Genomic DNA, 22,020 nt, shown 5'->3' on the forward strand with positions numbered 1-22,020 from the left:
TAAACTCGGGGAAGTAACGGGCTGTGGCGCAGTTTGGTAGCGCACTTGACTGGGGGTCAAGGGGTCGCAGGTTCAAATCCTGTCAGCCCGACAAATGCGCTGGTAAAGTACTGTTTAGGGCAACAGGATTTCCAGCTAAATAGTAAATCTACTCTCAAAACCACTCTCATTACCCGGAAAATTAAGATGCTTTTCTCCACATGGCGGGTGTTATGGGTGGGTGATTTTGGAGGATGATTACAGCTCCAGTTCATCCACGTACCCAACACAACCAACAGGCTCGTCTCACCCCTCCGAATGACGTTTAGAGCCTCGTCCCTAGCCATCTCATAAGCGGCTTCCTCGGGTGAAAGTTCTTCCTGCTGGCGCTTTACGAAGATTACCTAGTCGAGCAAGGAATCAAACCGGCTCAGATAATGAGCGAGCATTTCGAGGATCTATCACATGACCGGATGCGCGACGCTAGGACGTTCCACAGCTCCGTGCAGCGCGCGGTCGAGCAACAAAGTATCCGCTTTTTGCATATAGGCGAAGCCCCGGAACTCGATGATTGGACGCGAGTGTTGAACTCACTGAGAGAAAAGTACGCTCTCAGAATTACGGTGACAGGCTCGAACGCTTCTCTGTTTGCAGGAGAGAGCCTCACCTATTTGGCAGGTCGCTATATTGCTGTGGACGTGTTACCGCTCTCTCTAGGGGAATACCGCACAAGCCCGTTGCGGCGTCAGTCCGGCAACACGGGGCTCAGCGGCAACGGTTCGGGCAACTCCAGTGTGATACTCAACTGTAGCGCGGGGTCGGCAAACACCCTCCCGTTGGAAGTCATCGCGAGGGCGCGATACGCCCCACCCAGAACGCCCTTCTGAGTCAAATCGTGCAGCAGGGGGCTTCCTCCCGCAATCAGCGCGGTAGAGAGAGCCTCGCAACTCATCGCGTCAGGTCCCACCACAAGTGCCGCACAAATATCGGTAAACGCGAGCTGCCCGTCCAGACCGCGAATGTGGCTGCGCACCAGACTGGGGACAATCTGGGTTTGCGGCAGCATTGAATTAGAGAGGGACTCGTTTTCTATCTGCAGGTCTCCCAAGAATTCCCGGCCTGTCCAGGGAGATTGCACTCTGATGATGGCCCGGCGGTCCGGCGCCACAATCGACGAACCCCCGAAGGACACCAAGATGCCGCTACCCCCTGATTCTTGAATGAGAGAAGCCAGCTGCGCAGCCGCGTAACCTTTCGCGATACCTCCCAAATCTAGGCCCCCAGCCCCCACACCGTCGGTGAGACGAGCCTGCTCGCCCCGCAACTGCAGCGTTTCGGCGTCCCAGCCCAGGCACGGAAATAGTTTAAAAAAACCCCCGGTACGCTGCGCCCATTCCTGAGCAGCCCCAAACACCGCGGCACAGTGCGGCCCGACATCTCTCCACTCGGTATCCAAGCGGCTCACGGGAGAATCCGCCCGAAACCGCGACAGGTCATCCTCCAACTGCGCCGCCCGTTTCGGCAGACTCACCCGGAGGACCTCCGCGACCTGGGGAGTGCTGCGCCACGATGCCGACACCAGCGTCCCCATCGCCGCAAAGGTAATCGTGGTTTCTCCTGGTGGAGTCGGCGCGAGGTACACGAACGCCTACTTTTGCGCTGCTTCCATAGCCGTCTGAACCGCATCGAGGAACAGCCGATGTGACAACGATGCCCCGGACACCCTATCGACCTTATTTTGATCCCCGGTCTTCTGGAACTGCTGCACATAACGCTGTTCAGCGCTGATAGCGGCTTGGGCGCGCTGGTAAAATTCCGTGTCTATCCCGCCGCTAGCGGTTTTCCCGTAATTTTGGTCATGTACCGTCCCGTCTTTGTCATAGAGACGGAACTTAGCGTCAACCACCTGACCGTTCTTAATCGTAAACTGAACTTTACCGACCGTACCGTCCTCGTCGGGCAGCGAGCTGCCCGCGTATTGCCCGTCCGGCAAGGTCGATGCCGCTGGGTAAGACCCGCAGCCACTGAGGGCGACCATGCCGATTGCGAGTAGCGCTCCCGCGGTCGCTTTACGCATCGTTTCCTCCCGTCTCAAGCATTTGTGGGTCACATTTTTCTGCGGTTTGCGATTGGTTGTGGACTTCTCTGACGATTTTCCCGTGTTCCAAAATGATTTGGCGCTGCCCTTGCCGAGCAACGTTGGCATCATGGGTGACGACCAGCAGGGTGGTGCCCTCCCGATGCAGCTGCGAAAAGAAGTCGATAACGATGTTTTCGTTTGCCTCGTCGAGGTTTCCGGTCGGTTCGTCGGCCAGGATGACGGAGGGGTGGTTGATGAGGGCACGAGCCACGCACACGCGCTGCTGCTCCCCTCCAGACAGTTCATGAGGGAGGTGGGTGGCGCGAGCGGACATGCCCACCCGGTCTAGTGCCTCCATCGCCTCGGCTTCATCGGGGAGGGAATGGTAGTACTGAGCCATCATCACGTTTTCTACCGCCGAGAGGTGTTTTACCAGGTGGAACTGTTGAAAGATGAGGCCAATCTTGCGGCGACGCACCGCGGCCAATTCCAGTTCACCCATTTTGTCCAGACGCTCGCCCTCCAGGTAAACCAGTCCTTCGGTGGGGGAATCCAGGCAGCCCAGAATGTTCATCAGAGTTGACTTGCCCGAACCGGACGGCCCCACTACCGAGAGCCACTCGCCGCGAGTTATGTCGAGGCTGACATTATCCAGCGCCGCCAACTCGCCGTATTTTCGAGACACCTTCTCAACTCGATAAATCAATTGCTCATCATTATTATCTGCCATAGCATTCTCACTCTCCACCAAGAACATTTATAGGATTAATCCGGGCAATACGTTTAGCCGGCCACAGAGAACCGATAACCGCTACCGCTACCGAAAAAACAATCGTGAGGACTAAAATTATCCAGTTAATTTCTACTCGTGCCAGGAAAACTTTTTGCAATATGTAATCGGCCAGACCGATTCCCAGCAAGACCCCTAAGAAGCCTCCGAACAGCCCTAACATTATCGATTCCCCGATAAGTTCCGTGAATACGTCCTTGCTCAAAGCCCCCAATGCCTTTTTCAGCCCAATCTCGCGAGCGCGTTCCGAGACAATCGAACTCAGTGTCGCGGATACCGCAATCAGCATTAGTGCGGAAATAATAATACTGACCAACCAAATTAGGTTGCTTAGAGTATGGGCAATGCGGGTTTCATTTTGGGTAGTTCGACGCACCACTTCAGCGTCAACCCCGTTGACCTTTTTTCCGATGGTTTTCGCTAAAGCGCTCAATTGGGAAGTATCGCCTTTCAGTGAATATTCCACCAAACTGTAGCCATCGGCAACCCCACCCATAGCGGTGTAACTGTCCGGGCTTAACACCGCCAGGTCGTCCTCGGGGCCGCCGGTGCGCAGCAGCCCGGAGATTTCCAGCTGTTTGCCAGCCCGGTTGGCATCCCCCGATTCGTCCCCCCCGGTGTTTTCCCGCAGCTGCGCCACCTTGAGGCCGATCAGGTCACCGACGTGCAGACGGAATTTTTCTGCGAGATTCACCCCTAACAGGATCTGTTCGCTGCCCTGCGGCACTTTCCCGTCGATTGACCAGTAGGGTCGGACTGACCGGGCGTCGGCAAATTTCGTCACCATGACGGGGACGGGCTGCTGACCGTAGAGCAGGTTACCGTAACTGTAGCCGGCCCGCCCCAACAGACTCTCGCCGCACTGCCGGTCGATGGCAGACACCGTTTCCCGAGTAATTACATTGGAACCTTGCGGCAGCACCACCAGGTTTGCCCCAAACGAACGCAGTTCCTTAGCGATGTAATTGGGAACTGTCACCGCCACCAGCCCCAACCCGGACAGGATGGAGGCACCCATTGCGATTGCCAGGGAAGCAATCAGAACCCGGGAGAAACGGTGCGCAAAGGCTTTCCAAATGATGCGCACGAACATGCGTTTGTGTGAGTTCATTCCCGCCTACTTTCTGTGCAGAACCCGCGCAGGTTGCAAAGTCACCAGCGCCCGGATTGAAGGTAAACAGCCCAGCAAAACCGTCAGCCCCACGATGACCGCCATCAAGGGGAACACCACTGGGCGGATATTGATACTGACCCCAAATACCAGGTGTCCGACCAGTTGGGCCAGACCGATGCCGCCCACACATCCGAACGCGGCCCCAACCAGGCTCACGATGAAGGTTTCCGTCAAAATCATCAGCACCACAAACAGATTACGCGCCCCCAAAGCTTTCATCAGCCCGATTTCGGCGGAACGTTCCATCACCGAGGCAGTCACCAGGTTAGCAATACCCAGAGCGGAACCCGCCATGGCCAAAATCGCCACCAAAGTCATAATGAGCTGGGTTTTTTCCAGGATCGCGCCCTCACTGTCGGCGATTTGGTGGACGGGGGTGGCTACGGCGTTAGTCATGACTTCCTCAATCTGATAGGCGATTGAGGACGTGTAAGCGGTGCAGTACCAGGTTTCCCAGTCCTCCAGAGATAGTGAGCTGGGATCGCGGGCAGCGCGGCGGGACAAGTCATTTTCCGGCGTGGTGATAGCACGCACCTCTACCCGGTCGACCTGGCCCGGACGACCCGAGAGGCTCTGAGCTACGCTCAAATCCGCAAACAGTTGCCGGTCTTCATTGGAACCGGAAGTAAAGATACCGCTGATAGTCAAAGTTGGACTGGGTGCGGAGCCAGCTAATCCGGGCCGGGGTTTCAAGGTCAGAGAGTCCCCCAGATGCCAGCCGGTTTGCTGAGCCAGTTTCGATCCGACCATGACTTCATCGGCAGCCTTTGGCCAGTTGCCTTGGACTTCCCACCAGTCGCGCATATCCGCCATGCCGGTATCGACTTTTTCCCCAGTGGGGATGGCTAGCTTCTTGCGAAACCAGGTCCCGACTACGTCAACGTCTTGGCCTGAGGAAGCAGCCTTGGTTCCCAGGAACGGAGCAAAGTTTTCGATGTTGAAAGCCCAAAATATGGTTTTCAGCTTTGCCAGCTCGGATTCCTGCAACGCTCCGGACTGGGAATTCGCCGAGCTACCCGTATCCTCGAAATCATAGAGTTGGGAAACTACGGATTTTCCTTGCGGTAGCACTTGGATATTGGCACCGTAAGAGCCAAGTTCCTGCTTGATTTTATCCCCGACATCCAGCATGACCGCCAGCATGGAAGTTGTGAGACCTGCCCCTAGTAAAATCGTTAGCGCAATCATGAGGCGTTTACCGACCTGCCGACGTAACGCCTTGAAAATCATCCTGAAAAAGAACATGGAAACTTATACCTTAGAGCCTTAGATTATTTTGGTTTTAAAGATTTTGGCGTGCCCACTCAGCTCGTCAGCAAAAAACCGTAATTCTTTCGGGCCCACTTCATACTTAATCGGAATAGGGTTACAGCCACCGGGAAAGCCAATAGTTTGAATATTCATCATGACCCCGCAGCGCCGGCAAATGACTTTCCCGCCGTCTTCGTAATAACCGGATTCGCCGCAGATTTCGCAGGCATCCAGACCGCAACCGTAGGCTACGGCGTTCTTTTGAATGACGATGAAACGAACTTGCGTCCCGTCCTTGGTCACATAGGCGAAACGATGCAGGTGTCCATCAGACACCAGCTCCCGACTGACGGAAACCACATTTCCTTTCACCGTGGAAGGCTCTATCGGGGATAACTCCGGAACAGTCTCCGCCACGCGCCTGCCAACGGTCAAGGCAGAAACGAAAACAACCGTGCCCCCCAAGGCCAGCTCTAAAAAGTGTCGGCGAGTAATCCGATCCGCTTTCGCTATACGCGCTTCGGGGCCAGAAACATTGACGGATTTGGAACCGAACCAAATGGCGATGATGCCAGGAATGGCGGTCAGCACCACCAGAGCCAGCAGTATGACGGTGTTGGCATTTTGAATCCACAACACGAGTTCAAAGATGGTCCGTGACCGTGGCAGGAAACCACGTATGGCGAGTTGTTGATACAACAGAATGGAACGCGGACCGATAACTACCAAAAATACCGCGGTAGTGATTGCCAAACGCACCATGGCGGGAACCAGCCTGGTGGCGCGCACGTAGGCCCAGCCGGCGATGACCACCAGCAGCGACCCGAAGGCGAATCCAGAAAAGCGCGCCAGCGATTCTGTTTCTAACGGAGAGGACCCCATCAGCACAATTTCGTCGGTAGAAAATGCGTATTCAAAGCCGAAATTGATGATGATACTGACGGCAGTCAACAGCGAGGCCACCAGCAGCGCCCTATGTTTAGCGCTCTGTTTAATGTCATAGAGGTCGGCGGCACCAAACCACCAAGACATTCCCAGGAAGCCCAGCGAGCAAATCAGCATGACTGGAACCAGATAGAAGTTCATGGTCGGAACATCTATCAGATTCGTGTTCAGCCGAAGCCATGCCAGTGTCGCCGCCGCTAGGGCTGCCACCACCAACACCACGGTGGTAATCCGAGCCACGACTCGGCGTTCCATCGGGGTGTGCGGTCGCGTTGCCAGCAAGATTGCCAGCGGCACGAATAACGGCAGCCCGTAGCGGAGGGCGACAACAAATAACTTGAGCAATGAAACCTACTTAGAGAACCTGCCCGTCCCACTGCCAGTTCTTGAACTCAAACTTCAGCGGTTCTTTCCAGAAACGGCCCTTGACCCCGGAGGAATCCTTACCCGTGTGCAGCATGAACTTGTCTTCCGGAGAGGGGATGGTGATGGTCACATCGTACAGGCCGGGCTTGAGCTTGATGTTGTTACCGTAGTGAGGACCGTCAGAGGCAATCATCGGCATCATGGTGCCCAGGTCAGTTTCCTCACCGGTCTTTTGATCCTTAACTGTAACCTTCATATCGTCCAGGTAAGGCATGAAAGTATCCGCCGGGTACCCGAATTCTTCTGCCTTCTTGTTGGTAGAAGCATCAATCTCGAAGTGCATATCGGACTCGGAAGCCGGAGGCATCTTCATCGAGCCGTGCTCCATATCGACAGCCTGGAAATAAACAACGTTTACATTCAGCGGCCCGTTGGTTTGTTCGCCAGAATCCCCAACCGGAATTTCCTTGATACCCACAACATTGGGATCGCTGGGCTTTTCCGGCTGCTTCTGCTCGGTCGCCGACTTGGATTCCTGCGGCTTAGCCTGACCGCCCGACGAAGTTCCGCCACAGCCGCTGAGGCTCATGCCCAACGCCAGGACAGCTGCCAAAGCCAGTAGCTTCTTTTTCATTATTCTTCCTTTCCGCTGTTCGCTTCGACAGCGTCTTTTTTATCTTCCCTCGAAGAGTTTTCTTCGAAAGCTTTATCATTACTTTCCGAGATAGGGGTGTCGGAACGAATCTCGGAGCCGCCCGCCTCGGGCTGGTCAGCTTTTGCCTTGCGGAGTTGTAACAGAGCCAAGACTCCCAATACCGCGGCGGTAATAATTTGGGCACCGAGGGTTTCCGCAGTGGGATAGATTCCCAGGAACACCACGGTAGGAACGCCAGACACCATATGTGCCCCGACCAAAGCAGCCTCTTGCAGCTCTTTAATCGCCCCGCCCACGATGGCTATCGCCAGTAACGCCAGCAATATCGAAGTCCACTTAAAGAAAGGCTTGAGCGGCAGGCGTACCCCGAACTGCCAGACCAGCACGAATAGAATCGCGAGGATGACTACCGCCGTTACGCCACCCGCAACGATAAACCAATAATCGCTGTGTGTTTTCGCCCCGGAGACAATCGGGTAAAAGAACAGGATAGTTTCAGCACCCTCCCGAGCCACGGTGAGGAAGGACACAAACGCCAGAGCAAAAACGCCTCCCGCCACGGTTTTTTCGCCCGCGGTGGCCTTAATATATTCCTCCCAGCGTTTGCCACCGGACTTGCTCAGTATCCAGTTAGACACATAAATCAGCATCAGGGCGGCTGCTAGGCCGGTAATCCCCTCCAGCAGTTCCTGACCCATTCCGCTCTGCACGCTGGCGCTGAGCTGCCCAAACAGAATAGCCAGACTGATGGAAATGACCACGGCGATAACCACGCCAGCTAAGATTCCCCGCAGCTGGTCGCGCCGCCCCGCTTTCAACGCGTAGGTGACCAACGCCGCCACGACCAGCAGCGCCTCCGCGCCTTCACGTAGCAGAATCAGAAAAGCGGAAAAGAAACCGGCAATCCCCAGCGGTCCCGTGTCCTGCGTTTTCGAGTCTAAAAATTTCGCATCCTCAGCCAGCTTCGCAATCAGGTCCTTGCCAAGTTTTTCCTGTTGAGCCTGGTCACGACCGTCTTTGTAGCCCTGTCGCAAGTCACTGAACATACCCTCAATCTCAGTCACACGATTGAAACCTTTGTGCACAATGGTGTTGTTTTCAAACCCGTCAGCTTCGTAATGCCCCAGGTACGCTTCGGTAGCCAAGGTGAATGCCCGGTCGGCTTGTCCCTTGATGTAGGCGCTTTGGGCATCGGTGATAACTTGCGCAATCGTGTCGGCAACCCTGCTCCACTGATCCGCCACCTTAGGGGCTTTGACCAGCTTAGTTACCGTTTCTGTGAGCAGGTCTGCGACTTTGTCGCTGTCTTCTCGCAGTGCCTCCGGGCTCGCACCGTCACGGCTGAGATTGCGTAAGTTCAATAGTTCGGCGACAAACTTATCGTTTACGTCACGCCCCAAAGCATGTTTGACCTGGTCTTCCAGGCCGCTCGTCTGGTAGTTCTCATAGTAGGCTTGACGAATCAGAGTCTGGACCGCGCTCGGATCGCCAGCTTCCGGAACCGCGGCGAGCTTTTCCTGCATTACCGACACGACCTCAGACCATTCACCCAGATCGGAATCTTGGGCTGCGGCCGCGCTAGACCAGACCACCCCTCCGAAGGACAGCGCCACCACCAAAGCGGAAAAACCTACGATAAACCGCAGTCCTCGTGCCCACAGAGAAGGCTGGTTTCTGGTTGCGTTCACGATTCTCTCAACTTCTTTCTAAATCAAATACATAACAAGGCTACAAATAAACAATTAACAAGGCAAGCCTTACCTTATAGCAAATCTAGCTATTAAAGGCTGATTCTGAACAAAATCCCCTCGCCCTACCACAGCTCCTCCAAGTGGCCGTCTAGCATATTGAACCTACGGTTGCAGTATTCGTAAGCGGCCGCGTCGTGCGTGACCATCACGACCGCGCTACTGCCTTGTGCGAGCTCGTGAAATAGCCGTAGCACCGCCGCCGTGCTGTCGTCGTCCAAGTCGCCGGTCGGTTCATCCGCCAACAAAACTTCCGGTTGGGCCATGAGTGCTCGGGCGATGGCAACCCGACGCATCTCTCCCCCGGAAAGTTCTGCGGGCCAGGCGTGGGATAGATCCGCAATGTCGAGCTTTTCCAGCAAATCCAACGCGCGATTGACAGGCAAAGACCCCACCCCCACCGGCGACGACTTCCCCGACGACCGCCCTTTTGACCGCAAAGTAGCAGGCAGCACCACGTTATCCAAGACGTTGAGGGAGCTGACCAGGGTTTGCTGCTGCGTAATCATTCCCAGACGAAACCGGCGCAGCTGGGACAGTTCCCGATCCGAGAGATCAGACAGATCCTCTCCTGCCACCAGAACCGTTCCTGAGCTGGGACGCAGCAAACCCATCATGAGGTTCAGCAGGGTCGTTTTTCCGTTACCCGATTTGCCTGAAACACCCACAAACTGGCCGGCGTCAACACTCAAGCTCACACTGTCTACCGCGTTGAACTCGCGTCCCCGCCGCGAAAACTTCTTGGTCACTTCGCACAGTTCCAACAACATCTATTGCCCCTCCCGCACGACCTGGTAAGTTTCTTTTCGCAGCAGGCGAATCGCCGAGATAGCACTGGCCAGGACGGCGCTGAGGCACACCGTCACCAAGATGAGAACGCCCAGAGAACACTGGCTCCACAGATCGCTTTGCAGATAGGGCTGCTTCAAAGCCCTTTGAATGGCATCGCCAAAGGGTCGCAGCAGCGCCGCGCTGAGTCCCAGCCCCAGCACGCCACCCGTCAGGCTGACCAGCAGATTCTCTTTCAGCAACATTGCGGTCAGCATCCGCTTGGTGGCACCCATTATCCGCAACGAGCCCAACTCTTTGCTCCGAGACATGACGCTGACCCAGTTGACCGTCACCATCACCGCCAACGCTACTGCCCAAAAGACAGCCAGAAAGACCTGCAGGGCGCCCACAATGTGACCCACACCCTCCTTGAGCCGGGAACTAATCCCGTTCGCAGATACAAAGCCCAAGCCCTTCAGCTGGGGAGATTTAGAAATATGCTGCGCCACTTCCTCCGGGGCGTAACCGGGCTTGACTTTTACCATAACTGCGGAAACCCGGTGTCCAATCTCATCTGCGGACAAGACCGGATGCCCCACCTTTTCAGCTTGGCGAGCCAGGATTTTCGTGGTCGCCAGATTGGCAAACACAGACGAATCCAGGTTCGTGCCCGTCGGCGCCAGCCGCGCGCTTACCGGGAATTCATAGTTGAACAGGCGAATCTTGCCCTGGGCATTAATCTGAACTTTGGAGCCCGCGACCAGCTCACCATCCTGCAGACCACGTGAATAAGTGGCTTGAATCCAGGGTTTAATAACAAAGTCGGTGTCCGGATCAATGCCGATAATCTGCAACCGCACCTCGCAGCAACTCGCCATTAGGGAAGCAATATAGGTTTGCGTGGTGACCTGTTCCACTCCGGCAACATTGGCGACCGAATCTGAAACGTCATCTGGCAGCAAAAACCCGCTCGGTTTTCCCCCGCAGAGGTAAATATCCTTTGCGGATTGCTCAAACTGAGAAGGCACAATCATTATGTCCGCCCCCAAGCGTTCCTTGACCGATGCCAAACCTTGGCTGAGGTTCAACGAAACCATCCCTGCACCGAACGTTATCGCGCTGAGCAGGACTGCCACCAGGAACAGCCCTAAGCTGCGATAACGGTAATATTTGAGATTACGAAAAGGGAGTTTGCCCCAGGTTATCTGGCTGCTTTGCATTGCAGTTTATGCCGCGGCTTTCTGAAGCTCCGGGCGCTTCCTTTGATCCAGGAATATCGCCGCACCGATTGCCAGGATCCCTATACAGCTCAGCGCCAACAGCGTGGGCATAGCGTAAACATTGCAAGACATTTCCTCGTTTTTGCACGTTCCAATAAGCACGGTGACAATAGAAATTTCCAGCACATAGATGAGCGCCGCGCTCAGGTTCAAACCGGTGCGAATCTGGGAGTTCATGAACAATGCCAGCAGCCCAATGACCAGCAGGAGGATTCCAATCCCCAAGCTGGCTTGAGCGGTCCAGTAGCACGCCATATGCTGATGAGCCTCACCCATCGCTTTGCCAGCCTGCCCCATGTGGTTCATGTGGTCCATGCCGCCGGAGCCTTTCATCCCGGACATATGTTCCTTACCGGAGCTGTGTTTGGCAGCGAACTCGCATACCGGTGCAAAAGTCCGCGGCGCGATGGCAATGAGCAGGCCTAACACTACGGTAGGCAGCGAACCAATGATTCTATCCTTCATGCGATTTTCTCCTTAAGATTTAAAGACAACGCCAATCATCACACAGCTCAAAACAATTAGCAAGGTTAGCTTTACCTAATTAGAAAGAAATTATCGGAGGGTGTCAGGACAGTGCCCGGAGGCGCAAACGTATCTACGATACCCCTGCTACCCCCTTAAACCGTTTGCTTACTCCCGGGATACTTTCAAGGACGCAAACACTCGAACTACGCCAGTTGCGTGAGATCACTAATCCCGCTGAACTCACCCGCGATATCCTGCGCTATCAAAGCATCCTCACCGGTCTAGCCAAAACCTCGACCGAGCAACTACTAGCCAAGACAGAAGAAACACGCGAGAAACGAAAAAACAAACTCACCATCGGCATCAAAACCCACGCTGCCCAAAAAGTTTCGCGCTCAAATTGACATGAGGCACCACGGGGTCGCAGGTTCAAATCCTGTCAGCCCGACCATTTATTTTTGCTGCTAGTACCGTTCCATGGGCAGCTGGTTATGATAGAAGCATGACTGAGATTTCTAAAATCATTCGCGGCCGTTGGAGCCCGCGCGAATATGATCCTGACTTTTCGATTAGCTGCGAAGAAATGAATCAGATTTTAGAGGCAGCGCGTTGGGCGCCCTCGGCAATGAATACCCAAGAATGGTGGTTTGTTCCGGGAATTCGCGGCGATAAAAACTATGAAGTGTTGCGCCGGGCAGTAGCTGGTTTTTCCGACTGGGCACTCGACGCTTCCGGGCTGATCCTCAATATTCATCAGGAATATCCGTCTCGCCACGGCCTAGATTTCGGCCCCTACGACCTAGGCAGTGCAGTGCAGAATATGCTTTTGCAAGCCGAGGTTATGGGACTACATATGCGTCCGTTTGCCACTTTTGACCGGGAGCTAGTTAGCCAGGTGTTCCAGATCGCCCCTCCCTATGTGTCTTTTACTATGTGTACTGTAGGAAAAGCCCCCGCCGGCCTTACTAAAGAGCGGGAACGCAAACCGTTGGAACAGCTACTGTGGGAAAATCACCAGGCTTAGGGCGTAGAACAATACCCGCTTTAACCGGTGAAACTAGGATCGGCGTAGCCGAAACCAGGGGCTAGTAGCTCACCAGCAAGATCTTAAAAGAAAAACAGATTCCCCCCGCGATAGTCTCGCGGGGGGAATCTGATTGCTTAGGGCGATACCTTAGAAACTCGGTTCCTAAGGTCGCTACCGGCACCTTCTTAAGCTGCCGGACGTAGCTGCAGACCTAAGTACTGGGCGGCACGAGCCCGCAGAGTCTCATCTGCCAGAGCCGCAATTGCTTCCCGTACCCGACGGTCTTGGCTAACGTCCGCAAACCAAGGGCTGATCGCATCCGAAATCGTATTAATCAGCAGATTGTTTGCTTGACGGCCAGTGCCTGCTTCAACAATATTGAATTTTTCCATTTTGATACTCCATTCACTTCTTCATCTCACGGGGTTGGCACATGGTTCGTACCGGTAACCCCGGGGTTCCAAAGAACCCTGCCTGTCGTGGCTAACTTCAGCACACCATATAGGTGGCAGGCAGTCAACCAAATTTCCGAGAAAACCCGAAAACTTCAACAAGCGTTCAACTTTATTTTACCATTCAGATATTGTCAACCCTGGTTAGCTAACTCACTGCGTGCCACGAGGCAAGATACCTGAAGGTAACGAATAAAACTCTTTGCCCGCCCTCAAAAATAAGCGGAAAAGCCCTAGCGGTAGTCGGTTTCCATCCCTACTGTATGGATCCGCATCGAGTTGGTAGAACCCGGCACCCCCGGAGGCATCCCGCCGAGGATAATTACCTGGTCCCCTCGCTTAGCTAATCCCTGTGCTTGCAGCACCTGATCTACTTGCCAAACCATATCGTCAGTGTGAGTTACATAGGGAACCCGGTAAGTGTGAATCCCCCAGGAAACCGCCAGCTGATTCCGAGTGGCCTCTAGTGGAGTAAACGCCACCATGGGGATGGGGGAACGTAAACGCGACATGGTACGCGCGGTAGTACCTCCCTGCGTGAACGCGATCATAAATTTCAGATCCAGCATTTCAGCTGCTCTGGCAGCCGCGATTGAAAGTACCCCCGCGCGATCATGATCATAGGTAGTGAGGGGAGCGATTCGGTCTCCCCCATTTTCTTCCACATTCGTAATAACCGAAGCCATCAGGCGTACCGCATCAATTGGGTATGCCCCCACCGAAGTCTCCCCAGACAGCATTACCGCATCGGCACCATCCAAAATCGCGTTGGCGCAGTCAGACGCTTCCGCGCGGGTAGGACGGGGATTATGAATCATAGAATCAAAAACTTGCGTAGCCACAATGACCGGCTTTGCATAGCGACGAGCCAACTCAATCGCTCGCTTTTGCACCAGCGGCACTGCCTCTAGCGGCATCTCTACCCCCAGGTCACCACGCGCCACCATAATGCCGTCGAAAGCCTGCACAATCTCTACTAGGCGTTCAACTGCCTGCGGTTTTTCAATCTTGGCGATAACTGGGACGTGGACTTCCTCTTCATCCATAATCCGCTTCACATCAGCAAAATCATCGGCGCTGCGCACAAACGACAGCGCGATAATATCGGCGCCTTCTTGCAAAGCCCAGCGCAGATCGTCTTCGTCTTTTTCTGACAGTGCCGGTACTGAGACTGCTACTCCCGGCAGGTTGAGCCCCTTATGGTCGGAAACCACCCCGGGTACCTCAACCTCGGTAACTACATCAGTATCGGTGACCTCTTTCACCCGCACCTGCACGTTTCCGTCATCAATCAAGAGGGCATCCCCGGGAGTGCAATCCCCCGGCAATCCTTTAAACGTAGTTCCCACGATTTCTTTATCCCCGGGAACATCGCGAGTGGTAATCGTGAAAGTGTCGCCCTTTTCTAAAGTCTGCGGGCCAGCAGCGAAAGTCTCTAAACGAATCTTAGGACCTTGCAAATCCACCAACACCGCAATAGCTTTGCCAGTTTGCAGCGCCACTCGCCGGATATTGCCAATCGTAACCTCATCATCTTCTTGGCTGCCGTGTGAGCGGTTAATCCGCGCCACGTTCATCCCAGCTTCAGCAAGTTTTTCAATTTGGGACGGGGAATTTGTTGCCGGCCCTAACGTACATACAATTTTTGCTCTGCGCATACCTCTATCCTAGCTAGTTCAGGCATTGTTTCCACCCCGTTTAGGGGCTAACCGGCTTGAGCCAGCACTAATGCCGCGATTGTGATATTGATTTAGCCTCGATATCTGATTTTTCCGCTGCGTCCTCTTTAGCTTCTTTCCCTTGCCGCCGCGGGAAATTTTGGCGATGACACCACACTGCCAGCACTACCCCCAAGGCAAACATCAGTAACGAAGTCCAAGCATTTATCCGCAAACCGAGGAACTGATTAGCCTGATCCATCCGCAGATTCTCTACCCAAAAACGCCCCAGACTATAGGCGCACAGATAAAATCCCATCATCATGCCGCCACGCAACCGAAAACGTCGTTCGATCCACAGCAGCGCCCCGATTGCTGCTAGGTTCCACAACATTTCGTAGAGAAACGTGGGATGGAAAGTCGCATATTGTTCAAACCCTAGCGGGCGATGTTGCAGATCAATTTGCAAGCCCCACGGCAAAGTAGTCGGTCTGCCAAAAAGTTCTTGGTTGAAGTAGTTTCCTAAACGCCCAAATATTTGTCCCACCAAGATTGCTGGCGCAATGGCATCGGCTACCGGAGCAATTTTCAACTGGCGATGACGTAATACCAAGCAGGCCGTAATAGTTCCGGCAATCACCCCTCCCCAAATAGCCAGGCCACCATGCCAAATCAACGGAATTTCTTTGGGATCCCCCGTGGGGCCAAAATAGTCTTGCCACTTGCTCAAAACGTGGTAGATCCGGGCTCCAATAATGCCGATGGGAACTACCCAGATAGCCAAATCTACGATTAGCTCCGGATCACCTCCCCGGGCTTTATAACGCCGGGAAGCCCACAGGCAGGCCAAAAAAATACCGAAGAGAATCGCTAAAGCGTAAGCACGCAAAGGAATCGGCCCTAAATACCAGACACCTTGCGAGGGGGAGGGAATAAAAAACGGGTTCATCCCTTAACTTTCTAGTCGTGGTGCTTCTCGCGGCTGATCCGGGATTTGCGGGAAGTTGCCAAAGCTGGATGTGCTCCTGCCGCCACCATTTCAGCCACTAAAGATTGCGGATTACTTGACTGTACCAAAGCCGAACCGATCAATACCGCATCCGCTCCTTGTTGGGCATAGTTAAACACATCGTGCGGACCAGCCACCCCCGATTCGGCCACCGCCACCACCTGCTCGGGAATAACGTCCACGATCTGGGCGAAAGTATCCATATTAAAATCGAGAGTGCGCAGATCTTGGGCATTTACCCCGATCACCCTAGCTCCCGCTTCCAAAGCCCGAAAAGCTTCGAGTCTTGAATGTACCTCCACGATCGCAGTCAAACCTAAAGAGTGAGCCCGCTCTACCAAAGAGGTAACTACCATTGGTTCTGCCGAGGTTTGCAGGATCAAAATTAGATCAGCACCTAACGCCCGAGCTTCATGAACTTGGTAGGGGGTGATCACGAAATCTTTATAAAGCACCGGCACCTCTACTGCTGCCCGCACCTGCCGGAGGTCTTCGATGGAGCCACAAAAAAAGTTTTTCTCAGTCGATACCGAAATTACGGAAGCTCCGCCTGCCTCATAGGATCGTGCTAGCGCCGCTACATCGGATACATCTCGTAAAAAACCCTTGCCGGGCGTGGCTCGTTTTATTTCCGCGATTACTGAAACCGCGCCCTCGCTGCGTAAGGCACGGACTCCGTCTCGAGGACGAGGACGCTGGGCAGCGATCCGTTTGATTTCTTCCAGGCTTACCTCAGATTCTCGCCGCGCCACTTCTTGCCGCACGCCCGCCAGTAACCGTTCGAGAGCATTCATCTGAGTATCACCTCCAAGGCTATGTTATGGTTTTGTCACCTTCAGTAAAAATCTAGTTACTATCTGGGCGTTGCCCCACGCAAGCAGCCAGTTCACCTCCAGATTCAAAGCAGCTGCGCTTGCCGGTGTGACAGGCCGCGCCCACCTGATCTACCTGAACCAGCAGGGCATCCCCGTCACAATCAATCTGGACTTGCTTTACATATTGCGCGTGCCCGGAAGTATCACCCTTGCGCCAATACTCGCGGCGTGAACGCGACCAGAAAGTGACCCGACCAGTACTTAGCGTGCGCCGCAAGGCCTCGTCATCCATATACCCGACCATTAACACTTGTCCGCTTTGCCAGTCTTGGATAACCGCACATACCAGTCCCGCCCCGTCTCGTTTCAAACGGCTAGCTACCTGCGGATCTAAAGTTTGCGCACTCACCGAACTTCAAACCCCGCTTCCTTGAGTCCGGCTTTTACCGCTGAAATCGCGACCTCCCCAAAATGGAAAACGCTGGCCGCTAGCACCGCATCTGCCCCGGCGCGCACTGCCTGCACAAAATGTTCAACTTTCCCGGCTCCCCCAGAGGCGATCAAAGGCACGGATACCCGCGAGCGCACCTGCGTTAACATTTCCAGGTCAAAGCCAGTTTTCACTCCGTCAGCATCCATCGAATTGAGCAAAATTTCTCCGGCACCGCGCGCGGTGACTTCGCTGCACCACTCCAAGGCATCTATACCGGTAGAGCGAGTCCCCCCGTGGGTTGTAAGTTCAAAACCGCTGGGAGTTTCCACCCCGGCCGGGCAACGACGGGCATCAACCGAGATCACCAACACTTGGTTCCCGAAACGCTTAGCTATCTGATCGATGAGTTCCGGGTTGGCGATAGCCGCAGTATTAACCCCCACTTTGTCGGCACCTGCCCCCAGGAGTTGTTCTACGTCCCCTACCGAACGCACTCCCCCGCCTACGGTTAGCGGCACAAAGACTTGTTCAGCGCAGCGCTGCACTGTTTGCACCATGGTGGCACGCCCCTCTTTAGAGGCTGACACGTCTAGGAAAGTGATTTCATCTGCGCCTTCCTCACTGTAGCGTTCCGCTAATTCCACGGGATCTCCCGCATCTCGCAGATTCTGGAAATTAATGCCTTTGACTACTCGCCCTTGGTCAACATCTAGGCAAGGAATCACCCTGATCGCTACCGTCATTTAGCCCTCCGAAATAGGTTCTCTACCCTCAGTGTAAAAAACTAGGGTGATTGGTGGTTCCCGATGTCGTTAGGTGGACTGGATCCGTTAGGACGATCGCGGGCATTTAAATAACTGCTACCTTATTTTGCACAGGCCAAGACATCCATAACTACCGCTAAGGCACTATCTCCAGTGGCTTGATCAGCGGGGATAATCGCCAAGATGCGCGAGTTGGCACGCAAAGCAGTTAGCTGTTGGGATAGCGACTGGAAGGTACTTCCGCCTACAATCTTTTGCGGACCTATATTACCCCAGGTGTAGGCACGTTTCTTACCTGAGTCCAGTTCCCAAACCCCATATTGCGCCAAAATTTTCTTACGCGGGTCTAGCTGTTCCCCTTTGCCAGGCACCAATACGTAAGTAGCAGCCTCTTGGGGTTGAGTATTCGCTGCCGACTCGAAATGCGGTAATCCTTGCGGGAAGGTGAAACTGACTCCCGCCGCTTCCGGAATCTGCAACTGCGAATCATAAACTGCAGTAGGGAGAACATCGATAATGTCTACTTCCATGGAAGTTTTACCGTCACTAGCGGTAGCGGGGCGATGCACAATCAGACGCGACCCCTCGTTCCTGCCAATAACCTCGGTCAACAATCCGCCGGGCAAAGTTGACGCATTGGCTTTGCCTACAAAGAGCTGCGGTTTTCCTCCCTGGGAAACCAGTTTTCCGGTATTACCATCGTAGACACTCACCATCACTCGTACGTCTTGATTTTCCTGTATTTGCGGGCCCAGGCCACGGATAGCTACCCGCGAGTTAGGCAAGGTAAAAGGCATCCGTCCTTGGAACTGTACTACCGGCTGTTCTCCCAGTTGACCACTGACTTTCACCTGAGTAGATAGGCCGTTCATTTCTTGCCCACGGCTGGCTTGCCACAGATAAAACCCTAAAACTACCGCGGCGGCCACTGCGAGCACGGCTGCTAAGGCCGGCCACCACCGCAAAATACGCCAGGGGGCAGGCTTTTTCTTCGCCGGAGCTGCTGCTTTCCGGGGAGGAAAGTACCGCTTGGAATCGGTAGCTATAACCCCACTGTTTCCGCCGGTCTCTGTTTTCCGCTGAGAATGCGTGGCAGGAACAGGTTTTTGCAGATCGTCACCGTGACTTCCCGCGTTAGCGTCCATCTAGTTCACGACCTCTCTTGCAACTCTGCCAGTAGTTTATCTAGAATTTCGCCTTCAGAGGCAAAAGGATCCCCCAGCATCACCGTCGGCATTTTCGATTCATCGATGCGCACGTGTATCCAGTCTACCGAAACATCTCTGCGTAGCCGCAGCGCTTCCCGCAAAACCCTGCCCCGCATATTAGCTCTGGTGGTACGGGGAGGATTGCTTTTTGCGGACTCTATTTCTTCGCGGGTTAGCACCTGCCGCATTAACCCGGCATTACCCAGCGCCGGTGCTAGACCGGCGGCAGTAATATCGTGATAAGCCAAATCTAGGCGCGCTATTAGCGGAGAATTCAGGGGAACTTGGTGCCGCCGTGCGCTTTGTTCGAGAAGATTTTGCTTAATCACCCAATCTATCTCGGTTTGCACCGCCCGGAAGTCTTCGTCCTCGAAAGACTTGAGGGTTCTTCCCCAAAGTTCCAGGGGATCTAAATCGCCAACCCTTACCCGCTCCCGAGTAGCCTCCAGCTCTCCCGCATCGCTTAAAGCATTCATCACCCGCTGGTAGATACGGTTTTGGATTTCTACCGCGTCTAGGTGACCGCCCGCTTTTAGTTTTAGCGGCGCCCTGCCGGTTAGATCCGCATTGATTTCGCGGATCGCATTCATGGGGTCAGCTATCGCCAAATCGCTCACAGTCAAAGAACAGTCAATCGCATCTAGTAAGGCGATGGTCATTCCCACTTTTAAGGCGGTGGTGGCTTCAGAAATATTGGAATCCCCTACGATCACGTGCATACGGCGATACTGACTAGAGTCTGCCAGCGGTTCATCGCGAGTATTAATAATGGGACGCGCCCGGGTAGTGGCCGCCGAAATCGGGTCATACATTTTGTCCGCACGTTGGGAAAAATGGTAGCCGCCCTCTTCGTCTATCATCCCCGCTCCCACCAGGATTTGCCGGGTAATAAAGAAGGTAATCAGCGCATCGGCCATTCCCATAAAATCCGCGGAGCGATGCAAAAGATAGTTTTCGTGGCAGCCGCACGAGTTTCCCTGGGAGTCGCGGTTATTCTTTAGCAGGTGAATCTGTCCGTTGATACCGTCAGCAGCTAGTTGCTGATTAGTGGTGGTTACCAGATCGGAAAAAATTTCTTGCCCCGCGCGGTCTTGCGCCAATAGATCCGCTAAATAGTCGCATTCGGCAGTAGCGTATTCGGGATGCGAGCCTACATCCAGGTAGAGCCGTCCCCCATTGGCGAGGAACACATTAGAAGAGCGATGACGGTTGACTACCGGCATAAAGAGACGGCGAGCAGCCTGTTCCGCATCCAGGGGCGGCCTGCTTCCTGGCGCGGCGCAGGTAATCCCGTACTCGGTTTCGATCCCGAAAATCCTGCGCAAGGATTACTCCCCACCTTTTTGTACGAAACCTTCCACAAAGGCTTGCGCATCGGTTTCCATTACCGTATCTATCTGCTCTAAGAGGGCGTCAATTGCGGGTGCATTGATTTGTGCCTGCGCGGCTTCTATCCCCTCGTCAAGGCCAGTATTTTTCCCACCGGGAGCGTTTATTTGTTCCTGTACCACTGTTGTTTCCTCCTAATAGGGTTAAGCCTAAAATTTTTCTGCCGGTTTTTCCTTTTCTCCGCTAAGGGCGCGGGCAAAAGCGGCTGCATCCCCGTTTTCGAGGGCGCGGGCTTCGGCTGCCGAGGCGGGTCGAGCTGGATCCCCTAAGCTGAAGCGCAAAAGCTGCTCCCCTCCTAAATCTAGGAGCAGCGACTGCCAAGAACCTTTCTTAACTTCCGGTAGTTTCGCTACCGCCATCCCCCGCACCCAAGATCTTCCTCCCCGAGGAGGTAGGGAAACCGCTTGCGTGACTTCTTCCACTGATAACAGTTGCTCCACCATTCCAGCGGCACAAAGATTTTCAAATATTCCTGGCCGCAACGCTGCCCATTGCAAATCTAGCGCCTGAATTTTGGGGTGGTTCCAGTCGCAACCTAGACGCTGCCGCAGTCGTGCTAAAAGTTGATATTTCCCTACCCATTCCACCCGGCGGGCGGCCAGCTCGCGGTCAGTAGCTAAAGAATCTAGCACCTGTTGCCAGTCTTTAAGCAGCTCGGCGGTAGCCTCGTCCGCCCCGCCGCGTTCTTCTAAGGCCTCGGTGATGGCGGATCTGATGGCGCTTTGAATCTGGAGGGCGCTCAGCGGTCCCGATACCGTTTCCAGGCGGTGAGTAAGGGAAAGATCATGTGATACCGCCCAGGTTTCCTCTACCGGATCGGAGGTAATTCGCAGTTCTTCCAACTGTTTTATCTGGGAACAATCGGGGTTTTCCAATAGCCACAGCAAGGCAGCAGTTGAGCCTAGACGCAGGTAAGTCGAGTATTGGAAACGATTCGCATCCCCGCCAATAACATGGAGTCTCCGCCACCGGCTAGCATCCGCATGGGGTTCATCGCGGGTATTAACTATCGGCCGGTTGAAAGTAGTTTCTAACCCAATATCGTTTTCCACATAGTCGGCGCGTTGGGAAATCTGGAAACCTGTTTTCTCAGAACGTTGTCCAATACCTACGCGTCCAGCCCCGCAAATAAGTGGGCGGGTAACTAGGAAGGGAATCAGGTTTTGGGCGAGATCAAAAAATTCTAAGTCGCGCCGCAGTAAATAGTTTTCATGACTGCCGTAGGCCGCGCCTTTACCATCCACATTGTTTTTGAAAAGTTCAATCTGGTTACCATTTTCCGCTGCCAGCTCCATGGCATGGCGGGCAATCAGGTCACCGGCTGCATCATAGAGTGCCCCTTGCTTGGGACCCAGAGTTTCCGGAGAGGAATATTCCGGGTGGGCATGATCTACGTACAGGCGGGCGCCATTCGTCAGTACACAGGCGCTGGGTTTGGGCATCGCGGACTCTTGGGCACTAGGGCGGGCAACCGCTTGCACTCCCGGGCCGGCAGGCGCCAGCTGCTCGGGATTATTGGTGAGCTGCGAGGGGTCGGCCTCCCGGGGATTAAGCGAAAATCCTCGCATATCCTGCAAGGGATTTTCACCCTCATAATCCCAGGTAACGGCTTCTGCGGGGCGCGAATGATCCCGATAGGCCGCCACCACTTGGGTAGAAAGTGCAACCGGGTTAGCGTAGACGTTTCCTACTTGGATAATCCCGAATTCGGTTTCGGTTCCCAGCGGTCGGTTAATAGCGCTCTGACTCACGGTTCCT

At 54.3% G+C, this 22,020-nt stretch carries 23 protein-coding genes, 1 tRNA gene and 1 pseudogene; 4 read left to right on the forward strand and 21 right to left on the reverse strand.

Going from position 1 to position 22,020, the window contains the following annotated elements; all coding sequences use genetic code 11:
- Nucleotides 1-17 precede the first annotated feature (17 nt).
- Nucleotides 18-91, forward strand: a tRNA-Pro gene (locus F605_RS0100220).
- A gap of 271 nt (nucleotides 92-362) precedes the next feature.
- Nucleotides 363-692, forward strand: a pseudogene (locus F605_RS11585) (AAA family ATPase); the annotation flags it as partial.
- A 32-nt stretch (nucleotides 693-724) separates the two neighbouring features.
- On the opposite strand, the gene F605_RS0100225 reads toward F605_RS11585, so the two are convergent.
- The 11 genes from F605_RS0100225 to F605_RS0100275 all read right to left on the reverse strand — a co-directional run bounded on the left by F605_RS0100225 (nucleotide 725) and on the right by F605_RS0100275 (nucleotide 11,504).
- A complete protein-coding gene (locus F605_RS0100225) occupies nucleotides 725-1,621 on the reverse strand; it encodes an FAD:protein FMN transferase (RefSeq protein ID WP_022863905.1) in 897 nt (298 codons plus the stop codon).
- Between the two features lie 6 nt (nucleotides 1,622-1,627).
- Complete coding sequence (locus F605_RS0100230; RefSeq protein WP_022863906.1) at nucleotides 1,628-2,056, reverse strand: FMN-binding protein; 429 nt, start codon at nucleotides 2,054-2,056, stop codon at nucleotides 1,628-1,630.
- Nucleotides 2,049-2,789 (reverse strand): ABC transporter ATP-binding protein, encoded by a 741-nt coding sequence (locus F605_RS0100235; RefSeq protein ID WP_231725803.1) that lies wholly within the window; start codon nucleotides 2,787-2,789, stop codon nucleotides 2,049-2,051. Before F605_RS0100235 ends, F605_RS0100230 begins: the two co-directional genes overlap by 8 nt.
- 7 nt (nucleotides 2,790-2,796) lie before the next feature.
- Nucleotides 2,797-3,960, reverse strand: coding sequence for an ABC transporter permease (locus tag F605_RS0100240; protein WP_231725802.1), 1,164 nt, complete (start codon nucleotides 3,958-3,960; stop codon nucleotides 2,797-2,799).
- 6 nt (nucleotides 3,961-3,966) lie between these two features.
- Nucleotides 3,967-5,268, reverse strand: coding sequence for an ABC transporter permease (locus tag F605_RS0100245; protein ID WP_022863909.1), 1,302 nt, complete (start codon nucleotides 5,266-5,268; stop codon nucleotides 3,967-3,969).
- A 21-nt stretch (nucleotides 5,269-5,289) separates the two neighbouring features.
- Nucleotides 5,290-6,564: a DUF2318 domain-containing protein gene (locus F605_RS0100250; protein ID WP_027723460.1), complete on the reverse strand. Its 1,275-nt coding sequence runs from the start codon at nucleotides 6,562-6,564 to the stop codon at nucleotides 5,290-5,292.
- 10 nt (nucleotides 6,565-6,574) lie between these two features.
- Entirely contained in the window at nucleotides 6,575-7,219 is a 645-nt protein-coding gene (locus F605_RS0100255; protein ID WP_022863911.1) for an iron transporter, read from the reverse strand.
- Nucleotides 7,219-8,928: an FTR1 family iron permease gene (locus tag F605_RS0100260; protein WP_022863912.1), complete on the reverse strand. Its 1,710-nt coding sequence runs from the start codon at nucleotides 8,926-8,928 to the stop codon at nucleotides 7,219-7,221. The genes F605_RS0100255 and F605_RS0100260 overlap by 1 nt, the downstream gene beginning before the upstream one ends.
- A 125-nt stretch (nucleotides 8,929-9,053) precedes the next feature.
- Complete coding sequence (locus F605_RS0100265; RefSeq protein ID WP_022863913.1) at nucleotides 9,054-9,758, reverse strand: ABC transporter ATP-binding protein; 705 nt, start codon at nucleotides 9,756-9,758, stop codon at nucleotides 9,054-9,056.
- Nucleotides 9,759-10,979 carry an ABC transporter permease gene (locus tag F605_RS0100270; protein WP_022863914.1) on the reverse strand — a complete coding sequence of 407 codons (1,221 nt, stop codon included), beginning with the start codon at nucleotides 10,977-10,979 and terminating at the stop codon, nucleotides 9,759-9,761.
- Between the two features lie 6 nt (nucleotides 10,980-10,985).
- On the reverse strand, nucleotides 10,986-11,504 hold the full coding sequence (locus tag F605_RS0100275) for a DUF4418 family protein (RefSeq protein ID WP_022863915.1): 519 nt from the start codon (nucleotides 11,502-11,504) through the stop codon (nucleotides 10,986-10,988).
- 215 nt (nucleotides 11,505-11,719) lie between these two features.
- On the opposite strand from F605_RS0100275, the gene F605_RS0100280 reads away from it, so the two are divergent.
- Entirely contained in the window at nucleotides 11,720-11,911 is a 192-nt protein-coding gene (locus F605_RS0100280; protein ID WP_022863916.1) for a hypothetical protein, read from the forward strand.
- Nucleotides 11,912-12,009: 98 nt separating this feature from the next.
- Nucleotides 12,010-12,531, forward strand: coding sequence for a nitroreductase family protein (locus tag F605_RS0100285; protein WP_022863917.1), 522 nt, complete (start codon nucleotides 12,010-12,012; stop codon nucleotides 12,529-12,531).
- Nucleotides 12,532-12,719: 188 nt separating this feature from the next.
- Here F605_RS0100285 and F605_RS0100290 read toward each other — a convergent pair whose 3' ends face one another.
- From F605_RS0100290 to dop, 10 genes are all read right to left on the reverse strand, one after another.
- Nucleotides 12,720-12,926 (reverse strand): hypothetical protein, encoded by a 207-nt coding sequence (locus F605_RS0100290; protein ID WP_022863918.1) that lies wholly within the window; start codon nucleotides 12,924-12,926, stop codon nucleotides 12,720-12,722.
- Between the two features lie 293 nt (nucleotides 12,927-13,219).
- Nucleotides 13,220-14,644 carry a pyruvate kinase gene (pyk, locus tag F605_RS0100295; RefSeq protein WP_022863919.1) on the reverse strand — a complete coding sequence of 475 codons (1,425 nt, stop codon included), beginning with the start codon at nucleotides 14,642-14,644 and terminating at the stop codon, nucleotides 13,220-13,222.
- A 67-nt stretch (nucleotides 14,645-14,711) separates the two neighbouring features.
- Nucleotides 14,712-15,593: a prolipoprotein diacylglyceryl transferase gene (gene lgt, locus F605_RS0100300; protein ID WP_022863920.1), complete on the reverse strand. Its 882-nt coding sequence runs from the start codon at nucleotides 15,591-15,593 to the stop codon at nucleotides 14,712-14,714.
- 11 nt (nucleotides 15,594-15,604) lie between these two features.
- Nucleotides 15,605-16,447 carry an indole-3-glycerol phosphate synthase TrpC gene (trpC, locus tag F605_RS0100305; RefSeq protein WP_022863921.1) on the reverse strand — a complete coding sequence of 281 codons (843 nt, stop codon included), beginning with the start codon at nucleotides 16,445-16,447 and terminating at the stop codon, nucleotides 15,605-15,607.
- 52 nt (nucleotides 16,448-16,499) lie between these two features.
- Nucleotides 16,500-16,877, reverse strand: a complete 378-nt coding sequence (gene hisI, locus F605_RS0100310) for a phosphoribosyl-AMP cyclohydrolase (protein WP_027723463.1) — start codon at nucleotides 16,875-16,877, stop codon at nucleotides 16,500-16,502.
- Nucleotides 16,874-17,644, reverse strand: coding sequence for an imidazole glycerol phosphate synthase subunit HisF (gene hisF / locus F605_RS0100315; RefSeq protein WP_027723464.1), 771 nt, complete (start codon nucleotides 17,642-17,644; stop codon nucleotides 16,874-16,876). Before hisF ends, hisI begins: the two co-directional genes overlap by 4 nt.
- A 122-nt stretch (nucleotides 17,645-17,766) precedes the next feature.
- A complete protein-coding gene (locus tag F605_RS0100320; protein ID WP_022863922.1) occupies nucleotides 17,767-18,810 on the reverse strand; it encodes a hypothetical protein in 1,044 nt (347 codons plus the stop codon).
- Nucleotides 18,811-18,815: 5 nt separating this feature from the next.
- The gene (gene pafA, locus F605_RS0100325) at nucleotides 18,816-20,198 is read right to left on the reverse strand and encodes a Pup--protein ligase (RefSeq protein WP_022863923.1); all 1,383 of its coding nucleotides are present in this window, start codon (nucleotides 20,196-20,198) and stop codon (nucleotides 18,816-18,818) included.
- Nucleotides 20,199-20,201: 3 nt separating this feature from the next.
- Nucleotides 20,202-20,384 (reverse strand): ubiquitin-like protein Pup, encoded by a 183-nt coding sequence (locus F605_RS0100330; RefSeq protein WP_022863924.1) that lies wholly within the window; start codon nucleotides 20,382-20,384, stop codon nucleotides 20,202-20,204.
- 27 nt (nucleotides 20,385-20,411) lie between these two features.
- Nucleotides 20,412-22,013: a depupylase/deamidase Dop gene (gene dop, locus F605_RS08960; RefSeq protein ID WP_022863925.1), complete on the reverse strand. Its 1,602-nt coding sequence runs from the start codon at nucleotides 22,011-22,013 to the stop codon at nucleotides 20,412-20,414.
- Nucleotides 22,014-22,020 lie beyond the last annotated feature (7 nt).

It is taken from the genome of Varibaculum cambriense DSM 15806 (assembly GCF_000420065.1).
In the GTDB taxonomy this organism is placed as follows: Bacteria; Actinomycetota; Actinomycetes; order Actinomycetales; family Actinomycetaceae; genus Varibaculum; species Varibaculum cambriense.